Here is a 275-nt window from a genome sequence, read left to right on the forward strand (position 1 = left end):
GATTAAAAAAGACTGGGTTAAAAATGGGGCCATTATTATTGACGTGGGCATTAACCGCATTGCAGCACCAGAGAAAGGTGTGGGAAAGACGCGTCTTGTTGGTGATGTCGATTTTGAAGAAATAAAAGAAAAAGCTGCCGCAATCACCCCTGTTCCAGGAGGAGTCGGACCAATGACAATCGCTATGCTGATGGTTAATACGCTCAAAGCTGCGGCTCGATTACATAATCTGCCCATACCAAAATTCTAAGGATTTTATGCACTTTCATTGCATA

1 pseudogene is annotated in these 275 nt (G+C 42.9%); it reads left to right on the forward strand.

What is annotated here, in order from left to right:
- Nucleotides 1-250, forward strand: a pseudogene (locus ACFINO_RS11160) (bifunctional methylenetetrahydrofolate dehydrogenase/methenyltetrahydrofolate cyclohydrolase); the annotation flags it as partial.
- Nucleotides 251-275 lie beyond the last annotated feature (25 nt).

Source organism: Bartonella sp. AA83SXKL (genome assembly GCF_042196965.1).
GTDB lineage: Bacteria > Pseudomonadota > Alphaproteobacteria > Rhizobiales > Rhizobiaceae > Bartonella.